At 68.0% G+C, this 22,509-nt stretch carries 27 protein-coding genes; 17 read left to right on the forward strand and 10 right to left on the reverse strand.

Annotated features, from left to right (window positions below):
• Positions 1 to 17 precede the first annotated feature (17 nt).
• The 7 genes from HCX50_RS17835 (at position 18) to HCX50_RS17865 (ending at position 8,471) form a co-directional block, all read left to right on the forward strand.
• A complete protein-coding gene (locus tag HCX50_RS17835; protein WP_167635250.1) occupies positions 18 to 1,427 on the forward strand; it encodes a glutamate decarboxylase in 1,410 nt (469 codons plus the stop codon).
• Between the two features lie 81 nt (positions 1,428 to 1,508).
• Entirely contained in the window at positions 1,509 to 2,222 is a 714-nt protein-coding gene (locus HCX50_RS17840; RefSeq protein WP_167635251.1) for a hypothetical protein, read from the forward strand.
• A 41-nt stretch (positions 2,223 to 2,263) separates the two neighbouring features.
• Positions 2,264 to 3,340 (forward strand): hypothetical protein, encoded by a 1,077-nt coding sequence (locus tag HCX50_RS17845; protein ID WP_167635252.1) that lies wholly within the window; start codon positions 2,264 to 2,266, stop codon positions 3,338 to 3,340.
• A complete protein-coding gene (locus HCX50_RS17850) occupies positions 3,337 to 4,008 on the forward strand; it encodes a GAP family protein (RefSeq protein WP_091031208.1) in 672 nt (223 codons plus the stop codon). Before HCX50_RS17845 ends, HCX50_RS17850 begins: the two co-directional genes overlap by 4 nt.
• A 29-nt stretch (positions 4,009 to 4,037) precedes the next feature.
• Positions 4,038 to 5,687, forward strand: coding sequence for a cation:proton antiporter (locus HCX50_RS17855; RefSeq protein WP_167635253.1), 1,650 nt, complete (start codon positions 4,038 to 4,040; stop codon positions 5,685 to 5,687).
• Entirely contained in the window at positions 5,684 to 6,589 is a 906-nt protein-coding gene (locus HCX50_RS17860) for a DMT family transporter (RefSeq protein ID WP_140403307.1), read from the forward strand. The genes HCX50_RS17855 and HCX50_RS17860 overlap by 4 nt, the downstream gene beginning before the upstream one ends.
• A 334-nt stretch (positions 6,590 to 6,923) precedes the next feature.
• A complete protein-coding gene (locus HCX50_RS17865; protein WP_091031201.1) occupies positions 6,924 to 8,471 on the forward strand; it encodes a helix-turn-helix transcriptional regulator in 1,548 nt (515 codons plus the stop codon).
• A gap of 66 nt (positions 8,472 to 8,537) precedes the next feature.
• On the opposite strand, the gene HCX50_RS17870 is transcribed toward HCX50_RS17865, so the two are convergent.
• Both HCX50_RS17870 and HCX50_RS17875 read right to left on the reverse strand, forming a co-directional pair.
• Positions 8,538 to 9,098, reverse strand: coding sequence for an HdeD family acid-resistance protein (locus HCX50_RS17870; RefSeq protein ID WP_167635254.1), 561 nt, complete (start codon positions 9,096 to 9,098; stop codon positions 8,538 to 8,540).
• A 38-nt stretch (positions 9,099 to 9,136) separates the two neighbouring features.
• The gene (locus tag HCX50_RS17875; RefSeq protein ID WP_337750123.1) at positions 9,137 to 10,480 is read right to left on the reverse strand and encodes a linear amide C-N hydrolase; all 1,344 of its coding nucleotides are present in this window, start codon (positions 10,478 to 10,480) and stop codon (positions 9,137 to 9,139) included.
• On the opposite strand from HCX50_RS17875, the gene HCX50_RS17880 reads away from it, so the two are divergent.
• From HCX50_RS17880 to HCX50_RS17895, 4 genes are read left to right on the forward strand one after another with little or no spacing between them, the layout of a single operon-like run.
• Positions 10,479 to 10,916 carry a hypothetical protein gene (locus HCX50_RS17880; RefSeq protein WP_167635256.1) on the forward strand — a complete coding sequence of 146 codons (438 nt, stop codon included), beginning with the start codon at positions 10,479 to 10,481 and terminating at the stop codon, positions 10,914 to 10,916. The genes HCX50_RS17875 and HCX50_RS17880 overlap by 2 nt on opposite strands.
• Entirely contained in the window at positions 10,909 to 11,235 is a 327-nt protein-coding gene (locus HCX50_RS17885; protein WP_091031193.1) for a transcriptional regulator, read from the forward strand. The genes HCX50_RS17880 and HCX50_RS17885 overlap by 8 nt, the downstream gene beginning before the upstream one ends.
• Positions 11,236 to 11,240: 5 nt before the next feature.
• Positions 11,241 to 12,251 carry a hypothetical protein gene (locus HCX50_RS17890; protein ID WP_167635257.1) on the forward strand — a complete coding sequence of 337 codons (1,011 nt, stop codon included), beginning with the start codon at positions 11,241 to 11,243 and terminating at the stop codon, positions 12,249 to 12,251.
• Between the two features lie 42 nt (positions 12,252 to 12,293).
• Positions 12,294 to 12,812 (forward strand): GNAT family N-acetyltransferase, encoded by a 519-nt coding sequence (locus HCX50_RS17895; protein ID WP_167635258.1) that lies wholly within the window; start codon positions 12,294 to 12,296, stop codon positions 12,810 to 12,812.
• On the opposite strand, the gene HCX50_RS17900 is transcribed toward HCX50_RS17895, so the two are convergent.
• Positions 12,784 to 13,395: a flavodoxin family protein gene (locus HCX50_RS17900; RefSeq protein WP_167635259.1), complete on the reverse strand. Its 612-nt coding sequence runs from the start codon at positions 13,393 to 13,395 to the stop codon at positions 12,784 to 12,786. The genes HCX50_RS17895 and HCX50_RS17900 overlap by 29 nt on opposite strands.
• A 90-nt stretch (positions 13,396 to 13,485) precedes the next feature.
• Here HCX50_RS17900 and HCX50_RS17905 point away from each other — a divergent pair, with 90 nt between their 5' ends.
• Complete coding sequence (locus HCX50_RS17905; protein WP_091031186.1) at positions 13,486 to 13,689, forward strand: hypothetical protein; 204 nt, start codon at positions 13,486 to 13,488, stop codon at positions 13,687 to 13,689.
• 27 nt (positions 13,690 to 13,716) lie between these two features.
• Here the strand turns inward: HCX50_RS17905 and HCX50_RS17910 are convergent, their stop codons facing one another.
• The 3 genes from HCX50_RS17910 to HCX50_RS17920 are packed head-to-tail and all read right to left on the reverse strand — an operon-like array spanning position 13,717 to position 15,137.
• Positions 13,717 to 14,319, reverse strand: coding sequence for a GNAT family N-acetyltransferase (locus tag HCX50_RS17910; RefSeq protein ID WP_167635260.1), 603 nt, complete (start codon positions 14,317 to 14,319; stop codon positions 13,717 to 13,719).
• An 8-nt stretch (positions 14,320 to 14,327) separates the two neighbouring features.
• A complete protein-coding gene (locus tag HCX50_RS17915; protein WP_167635261.1) occupies positions 14,328 to 14,720 on the reverse strand; it encodes an ImmA/IrrE family metallo-endopeptidase in 393 nt (130 codons plus the stop codon).
• 42 nt (positions 14,721 to 14,762) lie between these two features.
• Positions 14,763 to 15,137 carry a helix-turn-helix domain-containing protein gene (locus HCX50_RS17920; protein ID WP_244175917.1) on the reverse strand — a complete coding sequence of 125 codons (375 nt, stop codon included), beginning with the start codon at positions 15,135 to 15,137 and terminating at the stop codon, positions 14,763 to 14,765.
• Positions 15,138 to 15,231: 94 nt separating this feature from the next.
• Between HCX50_RS17920 and HCX50_RS17925 the strand changes: the two genes are divergently transcribed.
• From HCX50_RS17925 to HCX50_RS17935, 3 genes are read left to right on the forward strand one after another with little or no spacing between them, the layout of a single operon-like run.
• A complete protein-coding gene (locus HCX50_RS17925) occupies positions 15,232 to 15,462 on the forward strand; it encodes an XRE family transcriptional regulator (protein ID WP_237682571.1) in 231 nt (76 codons plus the stop codon).
• A 29-nt stretch (positions 15,463 to 15,491) separates the two neighbouring features.
• Positions 15,492 to 16,421 carry an aldo/keto reductase gene (locus tag HCX50_RS17930; RefSeq protein ID WP_167635262.1) on the forward strand — a complete coding sequence of 310 codons (930 nt, stop codon included), beginning with the start codon at positions 15,492 to 15,494 and terminating at the stop codon, positions 16,419 to 16,421.
• A gap of 49 nt (positions 16,422 to 16,470) precedes the next feature.
• Entirely contained in the window at positions 16,471 to 16,863 is a 393-nt protein-coding gene (locus HCX50_RS17935) for a PLD nuclease N-terminal domain-containing protein (RefSeq protein WP_167635263.1), read from the forward strand.
• Here HCX50_RS17935 and HCX50_RS17940 read toward each other — a convergent pair.
• From HCX50_RS17940 to HCX50_RS17950, 3 genes are read right to left on the reverse strand one after another with little or no spacing between them, the layout of a single operon-like run.
• Positions 16,860 to 17,831 carry an epimerase gene (locus HCX50_RS17940; protein WP_167635264.1) on the reverse strand — a complete coding sequence of 324 codons (972 nt, stop codon included), beginning with the start codon at positions 17,829 to 17,831 and terminating at the stop codon, positions 16,860 to 16,862. The genes HCX50_RS17935 and HCX50_RS17940 overlap by 4 nt on opposite strands.
• The gene (locus tag HCX50_RS17945) at positions 17,828 to 18,481 is read right to left on the reverse strand and encodes a DUF4166 domain-containing protein (protein WP_167635265.1); all 654 of its coding nucleotides are present in this window, start codon (positions 18,479 to 18,481) and stop codon (positions 17,828 to 17,830) included. The genes HCX50_RS17940 and HCX50_RS17945 overlap by 4 nt, the downstream gene beginning before the upstream one ends.
• 49 nt (positions 18,482 to 18,530) lie before the next feature.
• A complete protein-coding gene (locus HCX50_RS17950) occupies positions 18,531 to 19,148 on the reverse strand; it encodes a TetR/AcrR family transcriptional regulator (RefSeq protein ID WP_091031171.1) in 618 nt (205 codons plus the stop codon).
• 108 nt (positions 19,149 to 19,256) lie between these two features.
• On the opposite strand from HCX50_RS17950, the gene HCX50_RS17955 reads away from it, so the two are divergent.
• Both HCX50_RS17955 and HCX50_RS17960 read left to right on the forward strand, forming a co-directional pair.
• Positions 19,257 to 20,063, forward strand: a complete 807-nt coding sequence (locus HCX50_RS17955) for a sugar phosphate isomerase/epimerase family protein (protein ID WP_167635266.1) — start codon at positions 19,257 to 19,259, stop codon at positions 20,061 to 20,063.
• Positions 20,063 to 21,193, forward strand: a complete 1,131-nt coding sequence (locus HCX50_RS17960; RefSeq protein WP_167635267.1) for a Gfo/Idh/MocA family protein — start codon at positions 20,063 to 20,065, stop codon at positions 21,191 to 21,193. The genes HCX50_RS17955 and HCX50_RS17960 overlap by 1 nt, the downstream gene beginning before the upstream one ends.
• Positions 21,194 to 21,224: 31 nt before the next feature.
• Here the strand turns inward: HCX50_RS17960 and HCX50_RS17965 are convergent, their stop codons facing one another.
• Positions 21,225 to 22,418, reverse strand: a complete 1,194-nt coding sequence (locus HCX50_RS17965; protein WP_167635268.1) for an ROK family protein — start codon at positions 22,416 to 22,418, stop codon at positions 21,225 to 21,227.
• Positions 22,419 to 22,509 lie beyond the last annotated feature (91 nt).

Raw genomic sequence — 22,509 nt, forward strand, 5'->3', positions numbered from 1 at the left:
TCGTAGGAGCGAAAAAAGTGACCACCAACACGCACAAGGCCCGGCAGTCGACGAACATCGACTCGACCATCAGCATCAATCCCGTCTTCGTCCGACCGGGCGAGGCCACCGAGTTCGACAAGTTCACGCTGCCGAAGGGCCCCAGCCTGCCGGAGACGGCGTACCAGATCGTGCACGACGAGTCCATTCTCGACGGCAACTCGCGACTCAATCTCGCGACGTTCGTCGGCACCTGGATGGACGACGAGGCCAAGAAGCTGTACCTCGAAGCGGCCGACAAGAACATGATCGATAAGGACGAGTACCCGGCGACCGCGGCGATCGAGGATCGCTGCTGGCGGATTCTCGCCGACCTGTGGAACGTCCCGGACAAGAGCGACACGATCGGCACCTCGACGATCGGCTCGTCGGAGGCGTGCATGCTCGGTGGGCTCGCTCTCAAACGTCTGTGGCAGGAGAAGCGCACCGCTGAGGGCAAGTCGACGGACAAGCCGAACCTGATCATGTCGGCGGCGGTCCAGGTCGTGTGGGAGAAGTTCTGCAACTACTGGGACGTCGAGCCGCGCTACGTGCCGGTGAGCCCGGATCACATCATCCTCGACGGCTACAACCTCGAGGACTACGTCGACGAGAACACGATCGGCGTGGTGTCGATCCTCGGACAGACGTTCACCGGACTGTACGACGACACCATCGCGATCTCCAAGAAGCTCGATGAGATCCAGGCGAAGACCGGCCTCGACGTGAAGATCCACGTCGACGGGGCATCCGGCGCGATGGTCGCACCGTTCTGCCAGCCGGACCTGGTGTGGGACTTCCAGCTGGACCGGGTGAACTCCATCTCCACGTCGGGCCACAAGTACGGCCTCGTCTACCCCGGTGTCGGGTGGGTGGTCTGGCGCAACACCGCCGTGCTGCCCGAGAGCATGATCTTCCACGTGAGCTACCTCGGCGGGGACATGCCCACGCTCGCGCTGAACTTCTCTCGCCCCGGCGCGCAGGTGCTGCTGCAGTACTACCAGTTCCTCCGTCTCGGATTCGAGGGCTATCGCGAGGTGCAGCAGAACTCGATCGACGTCGCCACCTACCTCTCGAGTGAGATCGCGAAGATCGGCCCGTTCGACCTGATCAGCAAGGGCGACACGATCCCCGTTTTCGCCTGGGTGCTCAAGGACGGACACACCGACAAGTGGACTCTGTACGACCTCGCCGATCGTCTGCGAATGAAGGGATGGCTCGTCCCCGCCTACCCGATGGCCGACGACATGTCGGATGTCGTCCTGCAGCGCATCGTCGTGAAGGTCGGACTCAGCCGTGACCTCGCATCGGCTCTGCTTGCGGACATCCGGGGCGAGGTGGCGTTCCTCGAGGCGCTGACGACCCCGCTTCCCGATACCGCGAGCAGCGGATCGCACTTCCACCACTGATCCGCCCGATCGGGGAGGGCGCCATCGCGCGCCCTCCCCGATCGCGCCTTCGAGTCATACCGAGATGAGAGGAGAGCGACGATGACCGTTGCCGCCACCAGCATCGATCCTCCCCGCAGGCTCTTCGTGCCCAGCGTCACGAAGCAGTGCTGGGGGTTCATGATCGGCTCGGCATTCTTCGCCGCCGGCTCCGCACCCGGCCTGAGCGAGGGATTGGGCTCGAGCGGGTCCAATCTGCTCTTCTTCATCGGCGCCTGGTTCTTCACCGGCGCCGGACTGATCCAACTGTTCCTCAGCGGTGCCGTGGCCGTCAGGGTGGCCTACGCACCGGGACGGATGGTCCGGGCGGAGTGGCTCGCCGCTGCCACACAGTCGTTCGGGACGATCCTGTTCAACGTGAGCACGACCGGTGCACTGCACGCGCGGAGCATCGCTGCACAGGAGAAGCTCGTCTGGAATCCCGACGCCGGAGGGTCCGTCGCCTTCCTCCTCAGCGGCATCCTCGCATTCGTGGCCTACGCCCATGCCCGAACACTCTGGGACCTGGGGCGCCGTGCCTGGTGGTCGGTCTTCATCAACATGGTCGGATGCATCGCGTTCGGTGCCTCGGCCGTGGGCGCGTTCATCCTGCCCAGCGGAGATGCGTTCAACAACGGTCTCGCGAACTACGGCACCTTCGTCGGGGCGCTCTGCTTCCTGCTGGCCTCTCTCATCGTTCTTCCGTTCTGGGATCGGGGTCGCCGTCATCCGGGTCGGGCGGGCTCCGACCAGGACAACGAGCCCGCCCTCCGATGACGCACACGCAGCGGCCAGTGGCGACGGAGGAGAGGATGGCGATGGGCAGCACGACATCGATCGACGCGAGATCGAATGAAGGGGTGACCGGCACCCGTCGTCGCGTCCGACGCGCGCTCGATGACGAGTCCTTCGCCCTCACCTTCGGCGCGTTCGCCTTCGCGGGAAGCGCCATCGTCGCGATCTTCGTGTTCTGGGGCCGCGAGCTCCCGATCGATGGCCGACACTCTCTCGGCGAGTTCGCGGCGATCGCCGGCGCCGTGGCCGCCGCTGCCGGTTTCGCGACATCCCGTCTGCGTCCGCATCGCGACAGGCCGACCGACATGCGCGCCGCCGACGGCACCAGGTACTGGTGGTTCGACCTCGTCGCGTTGTCGGCCGCCTACGCTGCCATCGCTCTTCTCGGGTGGATCGGCGTGGCGACCATCCTCGATCACAGCTTCGTCGGGGCGACGGTGTTCGCGTCGCCGGCGGTCGTGCTCGCGGCGGCATCCACGGCGCTCAGCGCATATCTCGCCTTCGTGAGCGGGGCGAATCTCACGCCCCGCCATCTGTCCCTCGTCCTCGCGGTGTTCCTCGTGGTCGGCATGGTGACGGCAATGCTGAGTGCGACGGATCCGCAGTGGTGGCAGATGAACCTGTCGGCGCTCGGCATCACCCACGACATCTCGGCGCTGACGTTCAACGTCACCCTGATCGTGTCGGGCGTCATCGTCACGACGATCGCACGGTTCGGGACCGCGACTCTGCCCTCGGCGACGGATGCGGATCGACGGCGGCGAGGTACCGTCCGTGGGCTCTTCGTGCTGCTCGGCGCGCTGCTCGCCTGTGTCGGGCTCTTTCCCGTCGACCGTTTCTTCCTCGTGCACAACACGGTCGCCACCGGCATGTGCGTCGCGTTCGCGGTGCTCGTGGTCGGGCTCCCCTGGCTCATCCCGACCATGCCGAAGGTCTTCGTCGCGTTGGGCTTCGTCTACGTGGGGGTGATCGTGATCCTCGCGGTGCTCTTCTCCGCCGGCATCTACAACCTGACGGCCGTCGAGCTCGTCTCGGCTCTGCTCATCTTCAGCTGGATCATCCTGTTCCTGCGTAATGCGCACCCGGCGGTGCGCGCATGATCGCCGTCCTCGCCGATCTGCTGACACTGGGCGTCGCCGTCGCGATCAGCCCGTTGTCGATCGTCGCCGTCATCCTGATGGCGACGTCGGGCAAGGGGCGCACGAACGGCACGGCCTTCATCCTGGGGTGTTATGCGTGGGGCATCCTCTTCGTCGGCGTCCTCGTGCTGATCGGTCGAGCGGCGGGGGCAGAGGACCCGGACTCCGGGCCGCACATCACGATCGACGTCATCGAGATCGTCCTCGGTGCGGGGCTGCTCGTGCTCGCGCTGCTGCAGTGGCGCGGCCGTTCTTCGCACGAGACTCCCAAATGGATGGCCAGTCTCGACGGGCTGACCGCGTGGAAGGCGTTCTTCGTCGGCGTCCTGATATCGGGACCGCTGTCGCCCAAGGATCTGCCGCTGCTCGCCGCCGCGGGCGGCCGCATCTCTCAGGCCGTGCTGCCGGTGGAACAGGTCGTGGCCGTGGTGCTGATCTTCGGCATCTTCGGCATCTCGGCTGTGGCGATTCCGTGGATCATCAGCGTCGTCTCACCGAGCAAGGTCGAGGTGCGCCTCTCCGGCATGCGCAACTGGCTCGTCACCAATCACGCCGTCATCATGGCGGTGCTCTTCGTGATCCTCGGTTTCAAGCTCATCGGCGCCGGCGTCGCCGACCTGGCAGGGTGAGCCGTGGATTCCCCTCGTGAGGATTCTGGATGCCGGTAGAGGTCCTCGTCTTCGTCATCATCGCGGTGTTCGTGATCGTGTTCGCGAGCTCGCTGTCGCAGCGGACGGGCATCGCGGGGCCGCTGATCCTCGTCGCCGTCGGTGTGTGCGTCAGTCTGATTCCCGGGGTGGCGGCAGTGTCCGTGCCTCCGGAACTGATCCTGGTCGGTGTGCTGCCCCCACTGCTGTTCTCGGCCGCCGTCTCCGCCCCGGCGATCGAGTTCCGTCGCGACCTCGCGGCGATCGGCGGCCTGTCCGTGCTCCTCGTGATCGTGAGTGCCGTGGTGCTCGGGCTGTTCTTCTTCTGGGCGATACCCGGTCTCGGCTTCCCCCTGGCGGTGGCGCTCGGTGCGATCCTGAGCCCGACGGATGCCGTCGCGACCTCGATCGTGCGCCGGCTCGGAGTGCCGCGACGCGTGGTGACCGTGCTCGAGGGGGAATCCCTGCTCAACGACGCGACCGCACTCGTGCTTCTGCGCACGGCGATCGTCGCCGCGGCGTCCGGGTTCTCGTTCCTCACCACTCTCGGATCGTTCGCCTGGGCGGTGCTCTCCGCCATCGTCGTCGGCGCGGTCGCCGGGTGGCTGGCGCTGCGCCTGCGGGCATGGACCACGAGCGCGACGGCGAACACCGCTCTGGGCCTGACGATCCCGTACATCGCCTATCTGCCGACGGAAGCACTCGGCGGTTCCGGCCTCGTCGCGGCGGTCGTGGCGGGCGTGGTCTGCGGGCAGGGGTCCGTGCGATGGCTCACACCCGAACAGCGCATCTCCGACAAGATCACGTGGCGCACGATCGCGTTCCTCCTCGAGGGTGCCGTCTTCCTTCTCATGGGACTCGAGTTGTGGGGGATCGTCGAGAGCAATCTCGAAGCAGAAGAAGGGCTGCTCGCCGGCATCACCATCGCTGCGGTGGCGCTCGTGATCCTGATCGCGGTCCGTGCCGCGTACGTCTTCCCCATGATGCATGTGCACGCCGCGAGGGTGACGAGATCGATGCGCCGTCGCCTCTCCGCAGACGGGGGTGGCTCCAGAAGGCGCACTGCGGGACGGATGCGCGCCGACATCGAGTACTTCGACGCGTCGCCGCTGACCTGGAAGCACAATGCGATGATCGTGTGGGCCGGCATGCGTGGTGCGGTCACTCTCGCGGCGGCGCAGATGCTGCCCCCAGACGTGCCGTCGCGCGACCTGCTGGTCTTCATCGCGTTTCTCGTCGCGGCGGGCAGTCTGCTGCTGCAGGGGATGACCCTTCCTGTGCTGGCACGCCTCCTCGGACTCCGGGCGGCAGGGGCGAGCGGCCCGCCGCGCGACGAGATCCGCAGCATCGACGAACAGTTGCGTGACGCCGCGCAAGCCGCGATCGACGGTGGCACTCTGCAGCGTCGCGGGCGCACGCCGTTCTCCGCTGCGATCTCTTCGCTCCCGACGGCGGGATTCGTCGCGCCGCTCGATCCCCGTGGCGGTGCAGACTCCCCGGAGGTGCTCGAGTTCCAGCTCGCCCTGATCGCGGTCATGCGGGAGCGCCTGCATGAACTCGGCCGGTCCGGACGCCACAGCACGACCGCCCTCCGATATGTGCTCGATGAGCTCGATGCCTTCGAGATCAGTGTGAAGCTCCACCTCGAAAGCGAGAGATGACCATGGAACTCGACTCGGCACCGCTGATCGGCATCGCTCTGGCGGTCGGATCTGCCGCTGCGCTCGCGGTCGGCAATCTGCTGCAGGCGCGAGGTGTGCGTGCCATGGAGGCCGCAGCGGAGCGCGGAGTCGACGGTTCGAAGGCCATGAACCTCCTTCGCAACCACTTCTGGCTGCTCGGCACTCTCCTCCTCGGAGTCACCGTGCTCCTGCAGATGGGCAGTCTCACATTCGCGCCCTTGATGGTCGTGCAACCGGTGGGCGTCGTCGCACTGGTGTTCACCGCCCTGTTGACGGCAGTGTTCGCCAAGAGAGCGCCCTCCCGTCAGGTGGTGCGAGCCATCGCCATCTGTGTGCTCGGGGTGGCCGGGTTCGTGACCGTCGCGGCGATGGTGAGCACGCAGCACGCGATCACCGATGTGCAGCTCATCGCGGTGCTGGTCGTGCTGACCGTGCTGCTGGTCACCACGGCGGTGGTCGGGATCGTGGGGCGGCGCCGGCGCACGCCTCCGGTCGTCTGGGTGCTTCTCGGCGGCATCTACTCGGCCTTCGTGGCGACCCTCGGCAAGACCGTCATCCTCCGTGTGCAGTCCGCCTTCCATTCGGGCGGTCTGAAGTGGGATGTCGCCAACCTTCTGACCATCGCCTGCATTCTGGGCATCGGAGTCGCCGGGGGGCTCTCGATCTACTTCGTGCAGAAGGCCCACGCTTTCAACCGCCCGGAGGTCGTCGTCGCGGGGCTCACCGTCGTGGATCCCGCGGTCGCCGTCGTGCTGGGGATCGCGATCCTGGGCGAGGCGAGCGGCGCGCCGATGTGGGCGTTCCTGGCGTTGGCGGCGGCGGGAGTGGTGGCGATGAGCGGGGTGTTCGCCCTGTCGCGGGCGGAGGCTCGCACGGAATGAGCGGTGCGGGTCGGGTCCTCAGCGGCCCGGATGCCGGACAGCCCGGGTGGTCGCCCGGGTGTCACCGGGGTGAACACCCGGGTGATGTCCGACGGTGATCTGCGCCCCGAGCCCGCCAATATATTAGGAAGGAGTCAGCGAGGAACCGAGGGGGTTGGTTTCTCGTCTTACAGGACCGGCGCTTCCCCAGAGCGTCGGCAGAGCAGGGGGTAACGATGCTTCGAGCGACCGCTTTTAACGACAAGTGCACGACTGTCCTTCGGCGGGAGCTCCTCCGTCCCGTCGTGGTGCGAACACCTCGAACCTCTCCGGAAAGAGCCTGGGTGGGGCCCGCATGAACCTCACCGACACGGACCGCGCCCGCGATGAGCTCGCGAAGGCAGTGCGTGCCGGACATCCAGAAACCATCGCCCGCACCGTCGTCTCCAACGTATGGCCGCTCTACACGACGCATCCCGACGCATTGACGGCAGCCGTCGTCGAGCTGCCGAGCAGTCTGCTCGACCGGCATCCCATTCTTCGAGTGATCCATCCGATGACGGCCGTGCTCGCCCGCAGGGCTCGGGCCTATCAGCCGGTCCCGCACGCCCAGGATGCGCGCCTGATGAGCGCCGATGAGCTCGACTTCCTCACTCTTGCCCAAATGCTCTCGTTCCGCGTCAACGGCGACGTCACGGCCGCCATGGTCTACGCGCGGCGGCTCGAGGATCGCCTTCTCGAGACGGCAGCCGAGGGTCGGGAACGCATCGACGGGCCCCTGTGGTTCCTCCATCATCAGATCGGGACCACGATGCTCGCCGCCGGCGACTCGGGGCGGGCGCTGTTGGAGTTCGCGACGGCTCGTCAGCTGGGCAAGTTCTCCGGGCAGGAGTACGCCGAACGTATGGCTCTCGCCCGAACCGCACTCGCACACGCGATCCGCGGCACTCTGAGCGAGGCGGAACGCGCGCTCGCCGAGGCCGAAGAGATGCCGGAGGTGACCGCCCTCCATGCGAGCGCGACGATGTCGTCCGAGCTCATCGCCAGGGCGCTCATCGCCGTGGACCGCCGGTCGGGTGACGTCGACGAGTTGCTGTCGGGAGCGTGCCCGGTCGACAGCATCGAACTCAACTGGCCGTTCGCTCTGCTGGCCCGTTGCCGCGCCTATCTCTCGCGGCATCGGCCGGAGGATGCGCTCGAGGCGATCCGACTGGCTTCGGACGGACATCCGACTCAGCGGGGCTCGTTCGCCGCCGACGTCGTCGCCTCCTCGACCATCGAGGCGCTCATCGCCACGGGTGACTCCGCGTATGCCTGGACGGTCGTCAAGGAAAACCCCAAGGTCGGCGTGCTCACCCTGCTGGCGACCGCCCATCTCGCGCTCCACGACGGTCGGCTGGACACGGCGGCACACGAGCTTCGCGCGCTGGCATCGGATCAGACGCTCGGACCCGCGCAGCGCGCCGAAGCCGTGCTTCTCTCGGGATGGCTCGAGCTCGCGCGAACGGGCGAGATCGATGCGGAGACCGCACGCCAAATCTCGAGGATCTCCCAGCGCGCCGACCGCCGTCGCCTGCTGGAGGTCATGCCGCGACAGCTCGTGGATCGCATCAAGGAAGTGCTGGATGCGGAAGCCGCCGAGCAGTGGGTCGTGGTGACGGAAGGCATCGTGTTCCGTGACCTCCAAGCGCGACCGTCCCTGACCTCGGGCGAACTCCGCATCCTCAACGCGCTGCCGGCGCAGCGTTCGACGGCGAACATGGCATCGAGCTTCCACGTGTCGCCGAACACCGTGAAGTCGCAGTTGCGCTCGATCTATCGCAAGCTGGGGTGTTCGACTCGAGAAGAGGCGATCCGCATCGCGACGCGCATGCGTCTGCTCGCTGCCTCCATGAGCGACTGATCCCGTTCGCCGCATCGACCACGGACGGTCGCGCTGGCCACCTGCAGCCAGCGCGACCGTCCGTGATCAACGCGGAACGCGACCGAACGTGATCGCTCGCACGATGTTCACCACGCCGAGGACGATGAGCGAGATACCCATCAGCATCCACAGCACCATGGCGCCCCACAGCGGTGCGAACAGCAGCACCGCTCCGGCCACGATCGAGAAGATCGCGAAGACGATCGACCAGACCCTTGAGCCGGTTTGGGAGAGGGTGCTCAGCGCGACGACACCCTCGACGATCCACAGGATGCCGACGAGCACGCCGAGGAAGGCTCCCAGCCAGACCGCCGTCTGACCGAGGCTCGTGAACGCGATCACCCCGGCGACGATGAAGATCAGGCCGAGCAGCACGTGGCCGACGCGCGCCCATCCGCCCTTCGTCCTGCTCAGCCCGCCGATGGCCGCGTAGATGACACCCGCGACGATCGCGTAGGCGGCGACGAGAGCGGTGACGGCCATCGCGGTCTTGCCCGGCCAGACGAGGATCACCACTCCGACGATGAGGGCGAGCGATCCCCCCACGCCGATGGCGATGCGGATGCCGTCGAAGGCGGTCTTCGTGGACGTGGGTGCAGCGTGCATAGGCGTTTCCTCGAGAGTCGATCGGGCGGTGTCGGGCGTTATGCGGCGTGGGGCTTCTTCTCACCGACCAGGCTCTGAACGGCCTTCGTGATCGCGGCGAACTCGTCCTGCTTGCGCGCCACGAACTCGAGTGCTTCGGTCCCGGTGGCCAGCACCTGCTGGCCGAGCTCTCCGACATCCGCGAAATGGTGGCTGGCGTTGCCGACCAGGCCGCCCTCCAACGCCAGTCGCCCCACCAGGTCGAGCTTGAGGACTTTGGTGCCCTCCGTGAAGCTCATGTCGGCGAAATCGACCCACACGATGTTCGGTCGGGTCGTCGACTCGAATGCGTAGCGCATGTTGGTGAGGTCGAGCACGACCTGCCAGATGGTCTGCGACGCGTCGGGCTTGCCCTCCTCCGGCGTGCGGAACGGCTGTGCGGCGTTGCGGATGATGCTGAACATCGCCGAGATCGCCTCGATCTGCGTCTTCGGCTGTTTCTGGTGAGCCACATAGAAGGAGGCGCGCGCGAAGCGATCGCTGGCCAAGGTCGATCCGGGGAGCGGCTTGTCACCGCCGAGACCTTCGACCTCCTTCACGAGCTCGAGCTGCTTGTCGAACGTCGGGGAGTTGGTCATCACCTGGTACTCGCGGCTGTGGTAGACCTTCGGCTTACCGTCGGTGTACTCGATGATCGCCGAGTCGCCGCTCGCGTCGTTTATCGCCAGGTGCAGCGTGGGAACGAGGTGCCCCGTCGGGTCGAAGAGCTGAGCGATCTGCACCTGCGACTCGTTCGTCCACGCGACGGCTTCGGCGACCGTGGCGAAGTTGTCGAGATAGTACTGCAGCCACACCGCCTGGCTCAGCTGAGTCGCATCCGCTTCCGGTTTGCCGTAGTCGGATTCGGCAAGCCACAGGATGTGACCCGCGAACCCCTTCTCGTTCATGCCGTCGCACGCGATGAGGTCGAACGCCGTCGCGATGATGCTTCCGTACTTGGCCTTCCAGGTGAGTGTGCCATGGACGCCGTCGGAGCGCTCGATGCCACGGGGGAGCTTCCAGAGGTTGGAGAGCAGGTCCATATGGAAGTCCATGTTTCGGCCAACGATGACTGCACCATTGGCATCGGGCCAGACAACTCGTGTGCACATGAGCGCCGCACGTCCTCTCGTCGATGATTCGCCCGCGGCCGGAGGGGTCACGGGCTCTCTGGTGATTATTGGTCGCGCGCGCCCGTGCGAACGTGGCGACGACGCGAAATCACCCGTAACGCTCACCCGGGTGCCACCCGCACCTTCACCCGCTTCCGACCCGCCTCGTGCTGACTCGCTCCGCAGTGATTGCCTGTGAGGAAACCACATGTTAGTTTCTTTACAGGAAACGAACTTCGAGAGGGGAATCATGGACAGCAACGAAGCGGCGGCCCGCCTCGCGGCCGTGAAGCAGACGAAGAGCGTGTCAGTGCGGAACGGGGCATGGATCGCCTCCCTCGTGGCGTCGGCGGGAGCACTGGCGATCGGGCTGATGCTCGACATGGATATGGTCTACCTCTCGGCGTTCATCGTGCTGGGGATCGTCGGTCTCTTCTCGATGCTGTCGATCCGGCTGCGGTTGACCTGGTCCGACCGTCGCGGCGCATGGCTGGTCTGGGGTGGTGCCCTGCTGGCGCTCGCCGCATTCGCCGCCGTACAGCTCCCGGTCCGGGCGGCGGGATGGGTCCTCCCCAACACCATCGGAGCGCTGGCTGCCGTCGTCGTGATCCTCCTCGTCTGCCGACCGGGTCTGCAGCGCCTCGCGAGCGTTCCGGCCGCGGCGGCATCCGGGAAGCGAGATGAGTGAGGCGCAGGGAGAGGACGCGGTGGCGCCGCGGCTCGATCCGCTGTTGCATGAGCCGGTGCGATTGAGCGTTCTTTCCGCACTGGCCCCCGCGGACTACATCGAGTTCTCGACGCTGCTCCGCCTGGTCGGCGTGAGCAAGTCGGCGCTGTCGAAGCATGTATCGGCTCTGACGGATGCGGGAGTGGTCGTCGTGACGAACAGCCCCACCGATCAGCGGGCCCGTCGCATCGCCCTGACCGAGGCGGGGCGGGAGTCCTTCGACGCCTATCTCCGCCGGCTCGAGGAGATCGTCCGCTCGGCACGAGGGCAGGGGCGCTGATCCCGATGACGGAGAACACCACCGCCGACGCGCGGGTGCGCACCACAGTGACCCGGAAACTGGTGCGCAACCCGCTCCTCTGGGGCGCGGTGCTGCTGCTCGCCGCCGTCGGCTTCACGCTCGCCGGCGACGATCTGAGCTTCTTCCCCTTCCTGCTCATGCTGATCGGCGGCTGGTGCTTCGGCTTCGCGTTCGTGAATGCGACGTTCGACATGGTGCCCGCCCGCAACGGCGCGATCCTCCACGTGATCGTGGCCGTTGTTCTGGGCGTGCTCGTCGCCTCGGTGATCGAGTTCGGGGGAGACCTGCTCGACCCGTTCCCGAACGCTGTTCGCGGTGTCGCCGTGGTGCTGCAGATGGCGGCGATCCCCGCGGTCGGGTGGATCTGGCTCGGGCTGCTCAGTCGCGTCACCGATCTGTTCGCGCGCCGCGATGCGAAGAAGCGGCCGCTGCCCGTGACCCCGGAGTGGGAACGCGAGGAGAGCGGCGACGGTTCGGTCGTGCGGTTCCCCGGCATCGAGCTGCGGATGCGCAGTCTCACCCAGGCGATCGTGGCGATCGTCCTGGTCTTCGGGCTCCTCGGCGTCGTCGCGCTGATCGCGCTCGATGACATCGTGATGCGGATGGGGCCGCGGATCGCCATCCTCCTCCTCGGGATCGTGGTCGGACTGCCCGTGTACCTGGCGTTCACGGCGATCCTGCGCCGCCGCACGCAGCAGTGCGCGGTCGCCTTCGGCAACGACGAACTCCGCGTGCGCGTGGGTGAGGCCCACCACACCATCCCGTTCCGCGAACTCGAGCTCCTGCGCTGGCGGACCCGGAGCGACTACGCACGCTTCGAAGTGCGCGACGGGTCGGGCGTCGACCTCTCCGTGGTCACCGGGATCGCGAAGCCGCCCCGAGGGTTCTCCGCCGAGCTTCCGCCACTGCCGAAGCGGGTGTATCGCCGCCTCGAGCTCGCTGGTCTGACGCTCGAGAAATCGCGCCGGGATGAGGTCATCACCTTCCGTCGGTGATCCGACCCGCGATACGTCGGTGCCTCGTGGGACCATCCGTGCATGGAATCCCTCAGGCTCCGACTCTGGTCCGAGAACGACCTCGAACTGCTGCATGCCGCCAATACCCCGGAGATGACGGCCCATCTGAACGGTCCGGAGACCGAAGAACAGGTCGTCGAACGCCAGGCCCGCTACCTGCGGCTCGTGGCTTCCGGCGAGGCGAGGATGTTCGTGATCGAAGATGCCGCGGGGGCGTCGCTCGGTTCGATCGGCTACTGGCGCATGGACTGGCGGGGCGAGCCCGCCCTCGAGACCGGCTGGTTCGTCCGCCCCGAGGCGCAGGGGCGCGGCGTCGCATCGAAAGCCCTCGCCCTGCTCATCGACGATGCCCGCGCACATCGAGGGGACAGGCGCTTCCTGACGGCATTCCCCGGCGTCGACAACCCCGCGTCGAACGGCGTCTGTCGTCGGAACGGATTCGCGCTGGTCGGCACGAAGACGGAGGAGTTCCGAGGCGCCGACCTCTCCGAGAACGAGTGGGTGCTCGACCTCAGCTCGCCGGGTACTCCTGTGCCTTGAGCAGCCGGGCGAGGTGCGCGGCGTTCCGCGCCGCCGTCCCGATCGAGGAGGCGACCTTCTCGGGGGTTTCGTCGAGGTCCTTGTAATCGGTGGTGTGCATCGCCTCCCCGTTCCAGTAGACCGAGCCCTGGGCCGGGATGGTGAAACCGACGTCGTTCAGCGACTGGAAGAGGATCGCCGCGATGTGGTGGGCTCCGTCCTCGTTGCCGACGATGCCCGCGATCGCGACCTTGTCGAAGAGGGTGGGCCGTCCTCGCGCGTCTGTCTCGCCGAGCTCGGCGTCGAGGCGTTCGAGCACGCGCTGCGCGACGCTGGAGTGCTGTCCCATCCACGTGGGAGTGGCGAACACGAGGATGTCGGCGTCGAGGATGCGTCGGCGCACGCCCGGCCACTCGTCGCCGTCACCCATGTCCTTCTGCACTCCGGGGCTGATCGACAGGTCGACGGCGCGCACGAGGCTTCCCGTGACGCCGTGCCCGGCGAGTGCATCGAGCAGCTGCGTCGCGAGGAGGTCGGAACTGGAGGAGGCGGGCGACGGCTTCAGCGTGCACGAGACGGCGACCGCGGTCAGTGGTGTCTTCATGATCACAGCAGAGCAGGCGAGCACACGCGTGCACAGGGGGTTTCCGCGTCGGGGCTATCCTGGTAGATGGTACCGACGACAGGAGATCCCGTGATCCTCAGCTTCCTCTTCTTCATGATCCTCTTCATCGGAGGCATCCTGCTGATGGGCATCTCGTTCGGGCTGCCGGCCCTCAACGCGCTCGCCTTCTGCGGCGGCCTCCTGCTCGTCACGCTGGCCATGGCATTCATCTTCCGCCAGCGGGGCTCGGCCACGCGTCGGGCGAACAACTGGTCGGGCAACGCCACCGAGTGATCCGTCGCGGACGGCAACGCCGTCCGCTCAGCGTCGTTTAGCGAGCCGCGCCTCGAGGTTGGCCCTTACCGCGGGCCACTCCGGTTCGATGATCGAGTACTCCACACTGTCGCGCAGCGCGCCGTTGCGGTAGCGGCTCATGGCCCGCATCACGCCGTCCTGCTTGGCTCCGAGCCGCTCGATCGCCGTGCGGGACTGGAAATTGACCCACTGTGTGGTCAGGCCGACGCGGAACACCCCGAGCGTCTCGAAGGCGTGCCGGAGCAGCAGCAGCTTGGACTCCGCGTTCGTGCCCGTGCCGTGAGCGGACGGACGGTTCCAGGTATAGCCGATGTGCAGCCGCGGGACATCCGCGACGATGTCGTAGTACGAGGTGAGCCCGAGAACGCGTCCGTCGGCACCGAAAGCGGTGAACGGCACCATCTCGCCCTTCTCGATGAGCGAGAGGCGTCGGTCGACCTCCGCGGCCACGCCGTCCGGCGCCGGAACCGAGGTGTACCAGGCCGTCTTCCACAGGTCGCCCTCCTGCACGGCATCGATGAGACCGTCGACGTGCGAGCGTTCGAGCGGACGGAGTTCGACGAGTTCGCCGGTGAGGGTGACGGGGGCGGGAGTGACGAGAAAAGCCATGACGGTATTCAACCAGCGACCGGGACGGCTCCCTGACGCAGGAGCTGCTGGTAGGCGGTGACCAGCTCGATGGTGACTCCCAGCTCGAAGGCCAGGCTGGCCAGGTGCGGCCCGCGGAGCTCTTCTGCCTCGGCATAGGCACGCGGGGTGATCAGCCGACAGGCCGCCCACTCGTCGGCCTGGCGCTCCTGCTGCGCACGGATGACGGGCACGCGCGCGGGAGTGTGCCCGAACTGCGCGTGCCCGAGCTCATGGGCGAGCACGCTGCGTGTGGTGCGCGCGCTCATGCCGGGACTGAGTCGGATCGTGCGGGTCAGGGGATCGAAGCCGCCGCGCGTGCGGCCGGGTCGCTCGACGATGCGCAGTCGCTGTTCCTCGGCGAGGTGGAGAAGGTCGTCCATCGCTCTCCTCCTCACCGTGCCGGGGCGGCAGTGTGTGCGCCGCTAGTCGTAGAGGTCGTCCGTATCCGAGTCGTGCGACGTGCGGGATTCGAAGGCGACCTCGCGGGTATCTTCTCGCGGACCGGCGACATCGGGGGTGGGGCGGATCGGGGTGATGCGCGCGGTCGTCTCCCCGTCTGCTCTGAGGCGTTCCTCTGCGCGAGCGAAGAGCACGTGGGGCTCGAGGTCGAGAGCGGCGCAGACCGAGTAGACGACCGGGACCGGTATGGCGCGCTTGCCGGTGACGTAGTTGTCCAGGGCGCTGCGCGCGATGCCGATGGTCCGCGCCATCGCCGCGATGCTGCTCCTGGAGGCGGCGATCTCGCCGCGGATCTGGCGCCCCACGGCGTTGTTGAATTCCTCGGCCGGTGTCTTCACCCGGCTCACGATAGCAGCGCGCCGACTCCAGAATGCTGCCATTATGGTGCAATCGACAGGTCTGCGTGTCCGTGCGGGGTACTAGCGTAGGCGTATGGGGACAGAACTGCGTCAGATGTTGGCATCGACCGTGAACGGCGCGCGAATTCACGCGGGGCTGTCATTCTCTCGACTGGCCGACCTCTCGAGCATCGCTCCGGACGCGCTCGCGGAGCTGCTGGAGGGTCAGGCCGACTTCACGGTGGTCGACCTCGCCGCCATCGCCGCTGCGCTCGACATCCCGATCACGAGACTCCTCCCGGCGTCGACCACCGACGACGGCTGACGTCGGCGGCGCACAGTAGCGTGGTGCGCATGAAGACCGTGCCGTTCGGATCGTCCACCGCCCCCGCCGTCATCGCCGGCATGATGCGTATCAACGACAAAGACGAGGCGCACATCCGGGCGCTCTACGCCACCGCGCGGGAGTCCGGCATCGACTTCTTCGACCACGCCGACATCTACGGCGGGAGCATGCACCACTGCGAAGCGCGCTTCGCCGGTGCCCTGCAGCTCAGCGCCTCCGAGCGCGACGAGATCGTGCTGCAGACCAAGTGCGGGATCGTGCCGGCGCAGGGGATGTTCGACTTCTCGTACGAGCACATCGTGGCCCAGGCCGAAGGGTCGCTCGCCGCCCTGCAGACCGACCGCCTCGACGTGCTGCTGCTCCACCGCCCCGACATCCTCGTCGAGCCCGAAGAGGTCGCCCGCGCGTTCGACGACCTGGAGGCCGCGGGCAAGGTCCGCGCCTTCGGCGTCTCGAACCACACGCCGCGGCAGATCGACCTGCTCCGCACGGCCGTCCGGCAGCCGCTGGTCGCCAACCAGCTGCAGCTGTCGATCACCCATGCGCCGATCCTCGCTCAGCCGGTCGCGGCGAACATCGCCGGCCACGAGCAGAGCGCCGTGCGCGACGGTGGCGGCATCGTGGAGCACTGCCGCATCAACGGCATCACGATCCAGGCCTGGTCGCCGTTCCAGGACGGCCGCGGTCACGGGGTGTTCCTCGGCAATCCCGAGTACCCCGAGCTGAACGCGGTGATCGATCGCCTCGCGGCGTCGTACGGCGTGACTCCGATCGCCATCGCGACCGCCTGGATCACCCGTCACCCCGCCGGCATGCAGGTGGTCCTGGGCACGACCACACCTCAGCGCGTGCACGAGGCCGCGATGGGCGCCGACCTCGAGCTCACCCGGCCCGAGTGGTACGAACTGTTCCGCGCCGCCGGACACCTGCTGCCGTAGAACCGGCTCGGCCCGCGCGCCACGTCACACCGTCGTCTACCCTGAACTCATGCCGTTCCTGTTCTCGCTCCTCGTCATCGCGTTGATGATCGGCGCACTGATCGACATCATCACCCGCGACAGCGCCCTGGTGAAGCACCTGCCGAAGATGGTGTGGATCATCATCGTGATCCTGCTGCCGTTCGTCGGCAGTGTGCTGTGGTTCGCCATCGGACGCGAGTACGGCGAGGCCGGCATCTCCATCCCTCGCGTGCGCCGCGCCGAGCGACCGACCGCCACCCGCACCGACGTGCGCCCCTCGCCGCCGGCGGACACCCGAACGACCGAGCAGCAGATCGCCGATCTCGACCGCGAGATCGAGGAATGGCGGCTCCGCGAAGAGGTCGAGAGGCGTCGCCGCGAGGGGGACGCCCCCTCCGGTTCCGCCGGCGCCGCCTCCTAGACGGAGACCTCGCCGCGGTCGAACGACTCGCGGATCGCCTCTTCCAGCTGCGGGTGACGGAACTCGAAGCCCGCGGTGGTGAGCTTCTCCGGCAGCACCCATCGGCTCTTCAGCACGAGTTCGGTCTCGGTGCGGATGCCGATGGCCCCGAGCTCCAGCATCCAGCGGGGCAGCGGCGGGCCGATGCGAGCACCCAGCACTCGCCTGATCGTCGCCATGAACTCGACGTTGTCGACCGGATTCAGGGATGCGACGTTGACGGGACCGTCGAGTGACGGCGTCTGCTCGATGAAGTCGATGATGCGCGCGACGTCGTCGATGTGCACCCAGCTGAACTGCTGACTCCCGCGGCGCGCGCGGAAGTGGTGAACGGTACCGGCCCGGCGTCGCGCCGCACTCGCGGGCCACCGGCCGTCGTACTGCGGGCCGCCGAGCCCGAGCCTGGCGAGGTTCTTCAGGGGCCCGAGCACGCCGCCGTGGCCGAGCACGATCGCGCTGCGAAGGGCGACGCGACGGGTGGCGGGCAGCTCGTCGGCGAACAGTGCCTTCTCCCAGGCCTTCGCGACCTCGACCGAGAAGCCGGTGCCGAGCTCGCCGGTCGACTCGGTCATCGGACGGTCTTCGGCGTGCCGGTAGATCGTGGCCGTCGAGGAGTTCACCCACAGCGCCGGGGGTGCCGACGCGCGGGCGATCGCCGTGCTCAGCGAGGTGGTGGTGTCGAGCCGCGACCGGAAGATCTCCGCGCGGTTCTCCGGCGTGTACCGGCAGTTGACGCTCTTGCCGGCGAGGCCGATGACCAGGGATGCGCCGTCGACCGCGCGGTCGATCTCGACCTGATCGCCCCAGCGGATGTCGGCGCCGGAGCGGGAGATCGTGACGACCTCGCGGCCCTCGGCGCGGAACCGGGAGACGAGGTGGCTGCCCATGAAGCCCGTGGATCCACCGATCACGACTCGGCCTGCGCTCATGCGGACTGCTCCTTATCTGCGATGCGGGGGACCTCCGCGAGGGGCGGGACGCGGTACTCGAAATCGCCGCGGTATTCATACACGCGGCCGAGGAGAGGCGCGTCGATCGTGAGCGCCACCTGCTGCCGGTCGATGTCGTCGTCGAAGCGCTCCGTGAGGCGGACGACGGGTGCGATCAGGCGGGGGATGCGCATTCGGAGCCGCCCCAGTCGCACACCGACGGCCCGGCTGGTGAGCCGGAGCGCGCCGTCGCGCACATCGACGTCGAAGCAGGCCGCGATGAGTCCGGGTTCACCGAGTTCGTCGAGCACGCGGCCGTGCCGGGTGAGTGCGACCGCATCGCGCATGACCCACGGGCCGCGGGCGAAATGGAACGTGCGCTCGCCGATGGCTCGGGACGCGATCGTGCGGTTCTCGACGCGGAACGGTACGTCGCGCTCCCAGACGGCGGCGACGACGCCGCGACGTTCGAGGACGCGGAGGACGAGCCAGAGCCACCGCCGCGGCGTACCGACGACGTGGAACACGCCCTCGCCGATGCCGACGGCGCCGTCGGGGACCGCCGAGAAGTAGGCGCGCAGCCGAGGGTGCAGCTCGTCGATGCGCTCGCCGAGTGCCCGGGCGTAGGGGGATTGCGGCACGGGCGTCACGTTTCGAGCCTAGCTCGACGGTGGGTGCGCCCGGCCGGTCCGCCGCCGCTCAGGCGGGTGGGCGCAGGAGCCGATCGAGCAGCGCGAGCGCCTCGTGCTGTGGTGCGGTCTCATCGAGCAGCCACTGCGTCTGGAGGCCGTCCGACGCCGCGACGACGAGAGCCGCGACGGCATCCGCGTCGACGTCTTTCCGGATCTGCCCGTCTTCCTGCTGTCGTCGAACGGTCTCGGCGAGCCGTTCGCGCAGACGTGCGAAACGGCCGGTGGCGAACGTGCGCGCCGCCGGGTGGCCCTCCTCGAGCGCCGATGCGACGAGCGTGGAATACAACTGCACGAGACCGGGGATCGCGCGGTTGAAGCGTGCCGACTCGATCATCATCTCGACCGGCGTCGCGTCGGCCGACGGAGGATCCGGCTGCCGTCCCGGGGCGTTGCTCTCTTCGTAGACGGCGACGAGCAGCTCTTCGAGAGACCCGAAGTAGTGGGTGAGGGCGGCGTGCGTGACGCCCACTTCGCGCGCGATCGCTCGCAGGCTCGTGCGGTCGGAACCGCGTTCGGCGAAGACCTCGATGGCGCGATCGAGGATCTCCTGTCGGCGAGCGATCCCCTTGGCGTAGGTGCCCCGCGGGCGGGGCTGCTCGGCAGGCTCTGGCGTGTCGGCGGGCATGGGGGGAGTCTAGCGAATCAAAACTTCCACGTGGAGGTATTTGGTGGTAGCGTGCCTGCACGGGGTAGTGACCCCCACATGTCACCGAAGACCGAAGGAGCACGACCGATGACGATTCAGACCTCCCTGCAGCTGTTCACGATCAAGGAGCAGTTGGAGGCCGACCTCGAGGGCACGCTCTCGGCGGTCGCCGCACGCGGCTTCACCGCCGTGGAGCCCTACGACTTCGTCCGCCGTGCCGAGCCACTCGCCGCCGCGCTCTCGGCCGCCGGGCTCACCGCCCCGTCCGGGCACGCCTTCCTCGCTTCGGAGTCGTTCGTGAACCCCGACGGCAGCGGCACGACCATCCCCGTCCCCACGCCCGATGTCGTCTTCGCCGCCGCCAAGGTGCTGGGGATGGACACGGTCATCGACCCGTACACCGAGCCCGCACGCTGGGAATCGATCGCGCAGATCGAGGAGACGGCCCGCCTGCTGAACGCGGCCGCCGAGATCGGCGCGACCGTCGGCGTCCGCGTCGGATATCACAACCACGCCCATGAGCTGGAGGCCGTCTTCGACGGGGTGACCGGGCTCGAGGTCCTCGCCGGACTGCTCGACGAGCGCGTCGTGCTCGAGGTCGACCTGTACTGGGTGGCTCGCGGCGGCGTCGACCCCGTCGCGCTGCTGCAGCGCCTGGGCGACCGCGTGATCGCCGTGCATGCGAAGGACGGCACGCTCGACCCGGCGCTCGCCGGCGCCTACCCGCCCGCCGACCAGGTGGCCGCGGGCGAGGGAACTGTTCCGCTGGTCGAAGCCATCGCCGCCGCCCCGGCGCTCGAGCTCGCGATCGTCGAGTTCGACCACTATGAAGGCGACCTGTTCGACGCGATCGAGCGCAGCCGTGTCTTCCTCGACGAGAAGGTCGCCGGCTGATGGCGGGTCCAGTAGGCGTCGGCATCATCGGCGCCGGGAACATCAGCGACCAGTACCTGTCGAATCTCACCACCTTCCCGGACGTCCGTGTGATCGCGGTCGCCGACGTCATCGAGGAGCGTGCGAAGGCGCAGGCCGCCAAGTACGGCGTTCCGCGTGCCGGCGGCGTCGACGTGGTGCTCGACGACCCCGAGATCGACATCGTCGTGAACCTGACGATCCCGGCCGTGCATGTCGAGGTCTCCGAGGCGATCATCGCCGCGGGCAAGCATGTCTGGACCGAGAAGCCGATCGGCGTCAGCCGCGAGGAGTCGCGTCGGCTGCTGGAGACGGCGGATGCCGCCGGCCTCCGCGTCGGCGTGGCCCCGGACACCGTGCTCGGACCGGGCGTGCAGACCGCCAAGCGGGCGATCGCGCGCGGCGACATCGGGCGCCCGCTGTTCGGGCAGACCACCTTCCAGTGGCAGGGGCCCGAGATCTTCCACCCGAATCCCGCGTTCCTCTACGCCAAGGGCGCCGGGCCGCTGCTCGACATGGGCCCGTACTACGTGTCGACCCTTGTGCACGTGTTCGGACCGGTCGCCGCGGTCGCCGCCCTCGGGCTGCAGGGGACGCCGACGCGCCGTGTGCAGGTCGGCGAGCTGGCGGGCCAGGAGTTCCCGGTCGAGATCCCCTCCACGCTCAGCGTGCTGATGGACTTCGAGGAGGGCGGTCAGGCGCAGAGCCTGTACAGCACCGACTCACCCTTGCTGCGGCAGGGGATCGTCGAGATCACCGGCACCGAGGGCACGATCGTGATCCCCGACCCGAATACCTTCGGCGGTCCGATCACCATCACGCGTCCGCTCACCCGTCAGTTCGTTCCGCCGGAGCCGATGACGCAGGAGATCGTCGACATCGCGCAGGAGGGTGTGCTCTCCGGGCGCGGCGTCGGGCTGCTCGACATGGCGCGCTCGATCGCCGCCGGCCGGCCGCACGTCGCCACGGGGGAGTTCGGCTACCACGTGCTCGACACGCTCTTGTCGATCGAGGAGGCGGCCGAGTCGCGGAGCTTCGTCCCGGTCGAGAGCACGCTGGATCAGGTGGGCGCGATCGCCGCCGACTTCGATCCGTTCGAGGGCACGCTCTGACGGTCGCCGCTCGGGGCGGCGGGGGTGCGGATCAGCGCGCCTTCGCCGCCACGTAGCGGTCGACGCTCGCGGGGGAGAGCACCTCGCGCGCGACCATGATCGCGGCCCCCAGCACGGCCGCGCGGTCGCCCGCCTGAGACTGCACGATCGCCAGATGCTGCGTCGCGAGCGGGATCGAGCGTCGGTAGACGACTTCGCGCACGCCCGCGAGCAGGTGCTCACCGGCACGGGCGATGCTGCCGCCCAGCACGATGATCGACGGGTTCAGGAGGTTGACGACGGTCGCGAGGACCTCGCCGACGTCACGCCCCGCCTGACGAGTCGCCTCGATCGCGGCGGCGTTCCCGGCGCGGACCAGATCGACGACATCCGACGGGCCGTGCACGTCGAGACCTTCCTCGCGGAGCGCGATCGCGAGAGCGGAGCCGCTGGCGAGAGCCTCGAGATCGCGCTCATCTCCCGGCTCGCGGGTCGACCCCGCGCCCGCGGGCACCTGCACGTGGCCCATGTCTCCCGCGGATCCCTGCGCGCCGCGCTGCAGCTGGCCGCCCGCGATGATGCCGGCGCCGATGCCGGTCGAGACCTTGACGAAGACGAGGTCTTCGACCTGTGGCCAGCTCATCGCCTGCTCGCCGAGGGCGAGGATGTTGACGTCGTTGTCTACGAGAACGGGCACGTCGAAGGTCTTCTGCACGTAGGCGGGCACGTCGAACCGGTCCCAGCCGGGCATGATCGGCGGATTGGTGGGTCGGCCGGTGGAGTGCTCGACGGGGCCGGGGACGCCGATGCCGACGCCGACGAGCGGGAGGCCGCCGGCGGTCGAGTCGAGCAGGTCGGCGGCGTCGGCGAGGATCGTGTCGAGCAGGCTCTCCGGCCCGTCGCCGATGTCGATCGTGCGCGTGCGGGCATCGAGGATGACGGCGGCCAGGTCGGCGACCGCGACCGTCGCGTGCGTGGCGCCGAGGTCGACCGCCAGCACGAGCCCGGCGCGCGGGTTGAAGGCCACGCGTGCGGGCGGTCGGCCACCCGTGGAGACGGCTTCTCCGGCGGGGCGGACGAGGTCGGCGGCGAGGAGCGCGTCGACCCGCAGGGCGACGGTCGACCGGGCGAGGCCGGTGAGGACGGCGAGTTCCGCCTTCGTTCTGGCGTGGCCGTCGCGGAGGATCTGGAAGATCTCTCCGATCCCCGATGCGATCGCCGGAGTCGGCCTGAGAACGTCAACCATTGCGTCAGTAAACCACAGCACTTCGGCGTCTCGCCGATCGACTTCCGATTTCCGTCAGATAACTTTTGACGAAGGTATAGCAAAAGTCTGC

This window comes from Microbacterium sp. B19(2022), assembly GCF_012030385.1.
GTDB lineage: Bacteria > Actinomycetota > Actinomycetes > Actinomycetales > Microbacteriaceae > Microbacterium > Microbacterium oxydans_B.

Bases quoted from the DNA above. Each gene is read 5' to 3' on its own strand.
- HCX50_RS17840 (WP_167635251.1), top strand. From the start codon at position 1,509: ATGACCGTTGCCGCCACCAGCATCGATCCTCCCCGCAGGCTCTTCGTG.
- HCX50_RS17845 (WP_167635252.1), top strand. From the start codon at position 2,264: ATGGGCAGCACGACATCGATCGACGCGAGATCGAATGAAGGGGTGACC.
- HCX50_RS17850 (WP_091031208.1), top strand. From the start codon at position 3,337: ATGATCGCCGTCCTCGCCGATCTGCTGACACTGGGCGTCGCCGTCGCG.
- HCX50_RS17855 (WP_167635253.1), top strand. From the start codon at position 4,038: ATGCCGGTAGAGGTCCTCGTCTTCGTCATCATCGCGGTGTTCGTGATC.
- HCX50_RS17860 (WP_140403307.1), top strand. From the start codon at position 5,684: ATGACCATGGAACTCGACTCGGCACCGCTGATCGGCATCGCTCTGGCG.
- HCX50_RS17865 (WP_091031201.1), top strand. From the start codon at position 6,924: ATGAACCTCACCGACACGGACCGCGCCCGCGATGAGCTCGCGAAGGCA.
- HCX50_RS17870 (WP_167635254.1), bottom strand. From the start codon at position 9,098: ATGCACGCTGCACCCACGTCCACGAAGACCGCCTTCGACGGCATCCGC.
- HCX50_RS17880 (WP_167635256.1), top strand. From the start codon at position 10,479: ATGGACAGCAACGAAGCGGCGGCCCGCCTCGCGGCCGTGAAGCAGACG.
- HCX50_RS17875 (WP_337750123.1), bottom strand. From the start codon at position 10,480: ATGATTCCCCTCTCGAAGTTCGTTTCCTGTAAAGAAACTAACATGTGG.
- HCX50_RS17885 (WP_091031193.1), top strand. From the start codon at position 10,909: ATGAGTGAGGCGCAGGGAGAGGACGCGGTGGCGCCGCGGCTCGATCCG.
- HCX50_RS17890 (WP_167635257.1), top strand. From the start codon at position 11,241: ATGACGGAGAACACCACCGCCGACGCGCGGGTGCGCACCACAGTGACC.
- HCX50_RS17895 (WP_167635258.1), top strand. From the start codon at position 12,294: ATGGAATCCCTCAGGCTCCGACTCTGGTCCGAGAACGACCTCGAACTG.
- HCX50_RS17900 (WP_167635259.1), bottom strand. From the start codon at position 13,395: ATGAAGACACCACTGACCGCGGTCGCCGTCTCGTGCACGCTGAAGCCG.
- HCX50_RS17910 (WP_167635260.1), bottom strand. From the start codon at position 14,319: ATGGCTTTTCTCGTCACTCCCGCCCCCGTCACCCTCACCGGCGAACTC.
- HCX50_RS17915 (WP_167635261.1), bottom strand. From the start codon at position 14,720: ATGGACGACCTTCTCCACCTCGCCGAGGAACAGCGACTGCGCATCGTC.
- HCX50_RS17925 (WP_237682571.1), top strand. From the start codon at position 15,232: ATGGGGACAGAACTGCGTCAGATGTTGGCATCGACCGTGAACGGCGCG.
- HCX50_RS17930 (WP_167635262.1), top strand. From the start codon at position 15,492: ATGAAGACCGTGCCGTTCGGATCGTCCACCGCCCCCGCCGTCATCGCC.
- HCX50_RS17935 (WP_167635263.1), top strand. From the start codon at position 16,471: ATGCCGTTCCTGTTCTCGCTCCTCGTCATCGCGTTGATGATCGGCGCA.
- HCX50_RS17940 (WP_167635264.1), bottom strand. From the start codon at position 17,831: ATGAGCGCAGGCCGAGTCGTGATCGGTGGATCCACGGGCTTCATGGGC.
- HCX50_RS17950 (WP_091031171.1), bottom strand. From the start codon at position 19,148: ATGCCCGCCGACACGCCAGAGCCTGCCGAGCAGCCCCGCCCGCGGGGC.
- HCX50_RS17955 (WP_167635266.1), top strand. From the start codon at position 19,257: ATGACGATTCAGACCTCCCTGCAGCTGTTCACGATCAAGGAGCAGTTG.
- HCX50_RS17960 (WP_167635267.1), top strand. From the start codon at position 20,063: ATGGCGGGTCCAGTAGGCGTCGGCATCATCGGCGCCGGGAACATCAGC.
- HCX50_RS17965 (WP_167635268.1), bottom strand. From the start codon at position 22,418: ATGGTTGACGTTCTCAGGCCGACTCCGGCGATCGCATCGGGGATCGGA.